Source organism: Photorhabdus sp. RM322S (assembly GCF_042879395.1).
Lineage (GTDB): Bacteria > Pseudomonadota > Gammaproteobacteria > Enterobacterales > Enterobacteriaceae > Photorhabdus > Photorhabdus khanii.
On record NZ_JBHFKW010000071.1, the window covers coordinates 1 to 8,829 of the forward strand.

Consider the following 8,829-nt stretch of genomic DNA (forward strand, 5'->3'; position numbering starts at 1 on the left):
AGAGCATAAAAAAGTCTGGGGCACTTTATTTAATTCGCGTTAAATTTGCTTGTCAGAGAACTTGAGTGAGTTATCCAGTCGCCCTTTCTCTTCAGAAACCTGAATTATCTAACTATCGCATCTGGCTCTCCCCATATCTGGCATTCCGGCCAGCGTCTCAAAAAATACGAGAGCATAAAAAAGTCTGGGGTACTTGAATTATTTAGTGGTAAAATGGGCAACTCAACCGGACTATTTATCCATTATCGAGCCATGAATACTTATACGTTAAAGTGGCTTCTTTAGCTGCTTTGCCACATAAATGCCCCACAGATTTTTATGCTCTCCATATACGTTCAGACCAAGGTGGGTCAAGAACCGTAAAAGAAACCGTTTGTTTGTGAGTTTTACACCGGCAGTCAGTAAAGCGGTCCAAAAAGCCATCACTCAATATCACCCGCGCTGAAAAAACAGGACTTCAGGTGATGGCTTAAACCGCTCTCAGGTTAGTTAAGTTGAAAGGTTTTCCGGCAATCCTTGCAATAATAGCGAGGGAAACCGACTTTATCTGTGCCGTGTTTGCGTACAGGCACAATATCGGCAAGCAACTTCTATCGTGACCGCAATGTTGTCGAACGTTGTTTCGGTTTTCTTAAAGTAAATCGGCGTATCGCAACCCGTTACGAAAAAAACGCACGAAACTATTTGTCCATGGTGAAATTTAGACTGTATTCGACTCTTTTACAGGCGATGACATAATTAAGGTGCACAGCCTAATATTCGTAAATTTTAAAATCATGTTGTTTTTTCAACACTCTTTCTATTCATAAAGAATATAATTTTTTCTTTATGACTGTAATGCTGATCTTCTTAAGAAGGAGGTTTGTGATCATATATATTCAGTTTTGGATTTGGGGTGCTAGCATTTTGGGTTATTGAGATATTATCATTAGCGTCAACGTTGTATAGATTATGTAGTCTTGAATCAAGAACATAATTATTGGATTCTGAGTAGCTAGGGTTGATATTTTTAGTATCTAGCCAAAAATATCCACTATTTCCATACTGATCATATACTTTTATCGTTGTTTCAAGATACTGCCACCAATAACCTATTGGCCCCCCCAAACTCCATGTTCCTGAGCCACCATGATGGTTATAGGCCCATGTACAACAAAGATGCTCACGATTTCCCTGTTCAGAATATTGATCATAAATAGTCACGACAGAACTGTAATCACCAGGGAAATTGATTATAGTTTTCTGTTGTCTCTGGTGGGGAGTATCGGGCCAGATGTAAGCCCCATAAAAGTTTTTATACCCATCTGCGAGACACCAGCCACATAATCCATAATACCCACTTTGAGAAAGATACCCATTTACATCAAATTTTATAAATCGATAGCTATCCTTATTGCAAGACAAATAATAGTTGTAAACAACCGATGTATCTCCACTATATGTAGTGGCTTTATATTTATCCCAGTAAATATCTTTAATGGTGTAAATAAAAGATGGCTGTAATCTGGGTTCGATAGATTTGTGTGCGTCAGAATTAAGTGATGAAGTCATTGTTCCAGAAGGATAACCAGGAACATTAAAATCTATTTTAAAACCAATTCTCATCGAGCTTATGTTTTGGGTAGATATATAGAATACTTTCTGCACATCACCACTTTCTAATCCTCCCGGAGGCGTTCCTTGAGTAACAAAGTCGTTAGGGCTATCAGCTACATTCCACCCTTCATTAGTAATGGGATTTTCTGAAATGTAATTCAATAATGTAATTGACGCTTTTTTTGCAATATCAGGAGGAATAAGGGTGTCGTCAGCTTTTAACTTATAAGTAACATACACCTTGATTTGGTTATTACCATTGTTGAACAATATAGGATCTGAAGTATCTGTTGCTATGTTAAATTTAGGGAATAGAAGGCCGGAATTATCTTTATTCATAACTATTTCCTTACCTATAAGATAATTATTTCTTATGATGAAGTTGTTTTCATCACAAATACATATGGATACTGAGTGATACAAATGATGCTTTCTTTTTCACTGACAATCTAACCATGAATATACATTATAATAGTCTTGCACATTTCATTACTAAACACAAACAATATTTATTTTTTAAATATGTGAGTTTCCATATAACACTGTGATGTTCGTATGTTTTTTTAAATTTATTTTCATATAATTTATATAGTTAACTTGATTGTTTACTTAAGTTTTTATAACCAAATTTATAACATTGCCAACAGTAATTGTCACAACACAATAAAGTTAATAACATTTACTTTAAATACGTATCCCATTTTTTGTTAATGTTTTTTTCTAAATTCAACTTATAGATTATAATATTTATTTCTTTATATTTTTATAATAGGAGTATACTCAATGAGTGATACTGCAAATTTCTTTACTCAGGCCACCAATTTCACGAGTGCTGTTTCTAGTGGTGTTGATCCCCGTACTGGCTTATTTAATGCGCATGTGACCTTAGGTCACCTGATAGGTAACTATAATCATGGTCCTTCCCTGCCATTGACGCTGAGCTATTCTCCACTCACCACGGTTGATATTGGCTTCGGTCAAGGTTTCTCCCTGGGTTTATCAGTCTATGATTCTGACAGCCATTTGCTGGTTTTATCTACCGGAGAGCAATATAAAGTGCTGGAGAATAACAGCGGTGTTTTTCTGCAACAACAAAAACTGAAAAATATCCGTTTTGAAAAAGATACAAAGAACGATTGCTACCGGGTTATCCATAAATCCGGTGAAGTAGAAATTCTGACCGGACCCAAAAACGCATACAGCCTCAAGGTCCCCGTGAAATTACTGACACCTGCCGGATATGCGCTGACATTGTGTTGGGATTATAGTCGGGGACAACAGCCACGTCTGAGCGCTATTCAGGATGCGTATGACACCTTGCTCTGTGTAAAGTACGATGGCGATACCAAAACCACAGTACAGCTGTTACCTGACCAGAAAGAAGGGTATGACACTGAACTCTGGTTTCAGAATGGCTTGCTGAGCAGTATTCATAACTTCAGTTTGGAGGGGTCCCCTTTAGTGTGGCAGTTTAATTATGACACGATGGGATATAATGGTGAATGGGGTTTATGGCTGACCAGAATGACGGCGCCGGGTGGCATGAATCAGACTGTCCGTTACCGTAATGATGGGCAAGGGCATTATTTCCCGGATTCAGCCCATTTACCCCCACTGCCGTTCGTGACTTTGTTTACTCAAACGCCGGGGGGAGGACAGCCAGAGATAAAAACAACCTATAATTACTCAGATAATAACTTTATTGGTGGTCACTCTGGTGTGGACTGGGATAGTCAACAGGATAATGTATATGCCATTTTAACCGATTATTTGTATTGGTCTGAAGAAAGCAGTACTTGCAATGGCCAAACAAAAATCTGTAAACGCACGTATAATAATTACCACTTGCAAGTAGAAGAAAAGACATCCCAAAATAGTTGCACTCACAAAACTACGATAGAATATTATGCAGTCATTGGTCAGAACTTTGATCGCCAGCCCCCCCAGTTTCAATTACCGAAAACCAGTACAACAACCTGGGAAGATAAAACCGGCTCACGGAGTGAAATAACCCGTACGGTATTTGATGATTCCGGGAATCCGGTCAGTAATATGACTTTGAATGGTAAAACACAGGCGCAAATTAGAGAAAAAATAGAATGGGAATACTATCCAGCGACCGGCAGCGGTAATGATTGTCCGCCGGATCCTAACGGTTTTACCCGTTTCATGAAAACAATGACAACAACGCCAGCCCCTTCAAATTATACAAGTCCGCTCCAAAAAACGATCTACCGTTACAGACAATATAATAATCCGCCCAGTAGTACGATAATTGCCTCTGTCTTGAAAGCCAGTGAATCCCATTACCTTGGTAACCAGTTAATTGGCCGAAATAGTTATGAATATGTTAATAATAAAGATAAGAATGAATTCGGGCGGTTGAAAACCGTAAGCAACACACATTATCCGAATGGAGCAATGTATTCTGCTTATACAGAACAACATGATTTTAATTTTAGCGTTGAAGGCAATCAGTTAATACAAACCCATACGATTACCAGTTTCGATAAATTACAGTTAACGCGACGCGAAACCCGTTCACGTTTTACCGGGCGGTTATGGTCATCCACTAACGCACAAAATGTGACGTCAACTGCTGCCTATGACAAGTTAGGCCGGGTGATTAGTTCGACTATCAGCCAAGGTACGAGCTATGAAAATATCCGGAATTATCAATATGAACAATATCAGAACGGGGCGATTCCTTTTCTTGTCACCCTCACCGACAGCAATCAAAACCAGCTTCGCTATGGGTTAGATGGGGCGGGAAGAAAAATTAAACTGGACACAAAATTAAACGCACAAAACAGTGTTTGGCAAACACTCCAAAAGCAGGACTATGATGAATTAGGACGTGAGCGTACGGTAACGCTGCTTGACTATAATGAGCTGACGCAATCCGGCATAGAAAGTGCGGTAACCCAAGTGTCACAGACAAATTCTTATGATGATTGGGGGCAGAACAATATTGTCTCGTCCACTGACGGCACACAACAGTACAATCTTACAGACCCGGTTGCCTTGACAGTCACCACGTTTAACAGTGGTAAAAATAACAATCGGACAGGTAAAACAGTCACCACTTATAATTCAGATCATCAGCCGATTACGATTGCGCTGTATAACAACAATAACGTTTTATACAGCCAAAGCGCGATGGAATGGGATGGGCAGCATCAGTTACGCAAACAAACTGATGAATTAGGCCGTGTGACGACTTACGAATATGACAACTGGGGACGGGTAACCAAAACGACGTTGCCTGATAATGCGGTTATCACCAAAAAATATTGCGATTATTCCCCCGAAAACCTGCCGGTTGAAATCGCAGTCAATAACGTTATTTTAGGGACACAAAGTTTTGACGGATTGGGCCGTTTGTTAACAACTTCATCCGGTGGCCGCACTTGGCAATATCGCTATGACCTCAGCACAGATATCTATCCAACAACGGAAATAACCCCGTTGGGGCAAAAACGTCAACGCCTCTATATTGCTGCATTGGAGAACGCGCTTGCCTCGGTTTCTACAAGCGAAATTAGTCAAAATTTCCAATACAACAGCAACGGTTCTGTCAATTCTACTTCAGAAGAGAACGCTAATACTGGAAATAACGTCCTGTCATATCAATATCATCCATCAGGCCGGCTGAGCAATGAAAACCTGGAGGGTAAACCGACAAATTACGTTTATACAACTGCTAAAAGATTGAAAACTTATACGCACGTTGATGGTGCCGTACAGACCATAACTCCGGATACGTTCGGAAGAATAACGGCAATTGCAGATAAAGAGATGCAGGTCACTGTAAAATATGACGATCTTGGACGTTTATATTACTGGCAAGGTCTCGATCTAAAGAGCAAGAAGACCTTAAGCACCACGGTTAAATTTGATGATTTCGGCAGAGAAATAAGCCGGAATATAAAAGGAGAAGAAGAGTGGTCTATAAATCAATATTGGAATAAAAATCATCAAATTAACAAGAAAGAGACTCTCCTCAATGGCGTTTCTGTCCGCAACGAAATTTACGGCTACGATAACCGTAACCGGTTAATAACCTATAGCTGTACCGGAACACAAGCGCCGGCTGACAATTATGGCAATGTTATTCGTAGTCAAACTTTTTCTTATGATGTCTACGGTAATATCCAAACATGTACATCAAATTTCGCTGATAATTCAACAGATGTAACAACCTACGTCTATGGAAATACAAAAGATCCCTGTCAGTTAACCCGCGTCAAACATACACACCCGCGTTATCCCTCAGGGTTGCTGCAATATGATGCCTCAGGCCAGTTGACGCAAGATGAGCAAAATAGAAGCCTGAGTTATGACCAACTTGGGCGCCTGTTCAGTGTGAAAGACAGCAATGGAACAAAAACCAATTACACTTATGACCCACTTAACCGACTCAAAGGACAAGGCTCCACATCTTTATATTATCGGGGCAATCAGCTGATCAACATTATTGAAAGCGATAACAGTACCCGTCTGCTCAATACTGATACAGGCTGTTGTGCGCAGTACAGAACAGGTAAAAACGCCGGTGTCTGGCTCACCGGAACAGACAGCATGAACTCAGTCATTACCGTCGAAAATAACGGTGATAAAGAGCACTACGCTTATGCAGCGTATGGAGAATCTCTGTCTACTATCCGTGGTGCTAGTGTGCTGGGTTTTAATGGCGAACGTAAAGATACAGTGCTCAATGCCTATCAACTGGGCAATGGCTATCGAGCCTACAGTCCTTCGCTCAGCAGATTTACCTCACCTGATAGTCTGAGTCCATTCGGTGCAGGAGGAATAAATGCCTATGCTTACTGTCTGGGAGACCCCATTAATCTGGCCGACCCATCAGGGCACCTGAGTTGGCAGGCAGGGCTGGGTATTGGTCTGGGTATCTTGGGGCTGGGATTAGCCATCATCACGGGTGGCATAGCGATAGCCGCAGCGGGCGGTGTTATGGCGGCGATCGGTGCAGCATCGACTACCTCACTGGTGGTGGGCGTGCTCGGAGTGGCATCAGATGTGACAGCTATTGTCAGTGGGGCGTTGGAAGAAGCTTCTCCACAGGCTTCATCTATCTTGGGTTGGATTTCACTGGGAACGGGTGTGATAGGTCTTGGTGTGTCAGTGGCCAAAGCAGGCGCAAAAGCGGTTGGGAAGCTTGAGGCCCTATCAGAGCGAGTCGCCACTATACAACGTGAAGGACTGAGTGGCAGAGGGGCTGTTAATGCTCAGCCCAAAGAGCGAATGATGTCTCCTGATCAAATCAGACCTAGCCAAGATTCGGTGTCGTTTTATACATCAGACAGGAGTACTGAACTAAACAAAATGGCAATTGCTGGTCTTGATAGTAACGAGTTGCCTTTCCCCGCTATTGATGTTGTGGAAATGAATCCTAACGACTTTGTGACAATAGATAATAGAAGATGGGTTGTCGCAGATTTTATAGGAAAGGACATAAAGGTAATTGTACATCAACCCAATGCACGTTTACCTCGTGAAATGATAAAGCGGAAACGGTTTGGAAAAGAGGCTAAAACATGGGAAGAGGCTGTCTACTATAGAGTTGGCAGTCAAGAAAGCGAAATTTTTAGAGACGATTGGTTTAAAGGAAAAAAAACCTCCCCTAAAATAAATAAAGGACCTGAAGATCTAAGTAATTATGGAGTTCCAGATCCATTTTAAAAAAAGCGACTATGATGACTTTGTCGCATTAAGGCCACGTCGGGTAACATGCTTTTTTTGTGATGTTACCTGACCTTGTCTCTGATCCGAAACCTTTTTCTTCGGATGAGATAAGACAAATCTTAGCTGCTGCGCTTAAACTGGGGCTCAGCGCATCTCTACGACCAGTCACTTACTACACGCTTACGACACGCCGCGCTATTTTTGAGTATGACCGACTGGTACGCAGTTTCTACACGCTGCGTTACCTGCGAAATCCGCAGTTAGAACGGAATGTTCATCGCTCACAAAACCATCCCTGGCGTGGGACCGTTGATTGCCGCCGCTTTTGTCAATGAGGTCAATGCAGAACAATTCTCATATGGCCGTCAGCTTTCTGCCTGGTGCGGTCTGGTTCCGCGCCAATACAGTTCCGGAGGGAAAAACCGTCTGGCTGGCATAACCAAACAGGGCAACCGTCACCTGCGAACGTTAATTATTCATGGTGCCCGTGCGGTGATACGCTATTCTCAAAGACGTGATGATGCCTTGGGTGAGTGGTTAAGAAAGTTAATTGCCCGATGTGGGGTCATGAAGGCGACGGTCGCGTTGGCCAATAAACTGGTTCGTATTATCTGGCGCATTTTGAAAGATGATGTGGATTTTATGATGAAGAAATCGGTGAATTAACCGGTTAAAAAAGATGTTTTATTGAGTTTGCAAACACTGATGAGAAAACGGCTTATCGTCCCTGTAATAGCCTGGACTAGACCAAGGTACTGAGATACTTACGTAGTGATAAGGAAACGGGGCTCGGATGACATCATGGCGCAGGTGATTTAACCCACAATAACGCCGGATATATGGTCGCAAACCGTTTCAATTCAATGCTTGCACAACCGGGGACGTCCATATAGGGTGTGGCTAATCCCTTTCTACGACGGGACTTTCACCCGCAAGATCAGTACAGCTTTGCCCAGCGCACCGCTCATTACATTCTCCTCCCTGTCGACGCAGGCGGGCAATGCGATGGTCAGGTATGCTGACCAGAACACTATGATTGATATTCAGGGTATGCAGAAACTCCAGTCTGTCGAGCAAGCGGTTAGCGGCAGCCGAGTTGTTACCGACCTCGAAATTGCGAAGCCAGATGAAGCGACTGATATTGCCGGCGAGCATTTCGCTCAGAAGTTCGTCCAGGCGCTCGCGAACATCCGCAGTTAAATTTTCCGCAATCCGCGTTTCAATCCGCCGCTCAGCTGCGACCAGAGCATCCGCGCACAGACGCTCGATTGTCGATACAGCGGGCAGGATGGTGGAGGTTTCCCTACATCGCACAATCAAACGATGAGCAAGATCCTCGTTTGATCTGGCATCTTCGGCCTGACCGAAAGTCCAGTCCCGCAGATCACGGGCACCACGGCCCGAGAATGTCTTGTAGCCGTAGATTTCGCGCAGCGTGTCCATGTGCTGCTGACGGGTTTGGCGCCGAGTGGCATAAGTGAGAAGTGCATCAGCCGGAACTCCGAGCTGAGCACCGACGAAGGAAAGGAC

At 42.8% G+C, this 8,829-nt stretch carries 3 protein-coding genes and 3 pseudogenes; 4 read left to right on the plus strand and 2 right to left on the minus strand.

What is annotated here, in order from left to right; translation table 11 throughout:
* Positions 1 to 591: 591 nt before the first annotated feature.
* A pseudogene (locus ACGF63_RS21740) lies at positions 592 to 733 on the plus strand (IS5/IS1182 family transposase); the annotation flags it as partial.
* Between the two features lie 116 nt (positions 734 to 849).
* On the opposite strand, the gene ACGF63_RS21745 reads toward ACGF63_RS21740, so the two are convergent.
* Positions 850 to 1,935 carry a hypothetical protein gene (locus ACGF63_RS21745; RefSeq protein WP_387633156.1) on the minus strand — a complete coding sequence of 362 codons (1,086 nt, stop codon included), beginning with the start codon at positions 1,933 to 1,935 and terminating at the stop codon, positions 850 to 852.
* Between the two features lie 444 nt (positions 1,936 to 2,379).
* Between ACGF63_RS21745 and ACGF63_RS21750 the strand changes: the two genes are divergently transcribed.
* From ACGF63_RS21750 to ACGF63_RS21760, 3 genes and pseudogenes are all read left to right on the plus strand, one after another.
* Positions 2,380 to 7,296, plus strand: coding sequence for an RHS repeat domain-containing protein (locus tag ACGF63_RS21750; protein ID WP_387633158.1), 4,917 nt, complete (start codon positions 2,380 to 2,382; stop codon positions 7,294 to 7,296).
* A gap of 158 nt (positions 7,297 to 7,454) precedes the next feature.
* A pseudogene (locus ACGF63_RS21755) lies at positions 7,455 to 7,610 on the plus strand (Tn3 family transposase); the annotation flags it as partial.
* A complete protein-coding gene (locus ACGF63_RS21760; RefSeq protein ID WP_387633159.1) occupies positions 7,570 to 7,965 on the plus strand; it encodes a transposase in 396 nt (131 codons plus the stop codon). The pseudogene ACGF63_RS21755 and the gene ACGF63_RS21760, both read left to right, overlap by 41 nt.
* A gap of 312 nt (positions 7,966 to 8,277) precedes the next feature.
* On the opposite strand, the pseudogene ACGF63_RS21765 reads toward ACGF63_RS21760, so the two are convergent.
* Positions 8,278 to 8,829, minus strand: a pseudogene (locus ACGF63_RS21765) (DUF4158 domain-containing protein); the annotation flags it as partial.

Excerpts from the sequence above, each read along its gene's own strand:
- ACGF63_RS21760 (WP_387633159.1), top strand. The coding sequence starts at position 7,570 with ATGTTCATCGCTCACAAAACCATCCCTGGCGTGGGACCGTTGATTGCC.
- ACGF63_RS21745 (WP_387633156.1), bottom strand. The coding sequence starts at position 1,935 with ATGAATAAAGATAATTCCGGCCTTCTATTCCCTAAATTTAACATAGCA.
- ACGF63_RS21750 (WP_387633158.1), top strand. The coding sequence starts at position 2,380 with ATGAGTGATACTGCAAATTTCTTTACTCAGGCCACCAATTTCACGAGT.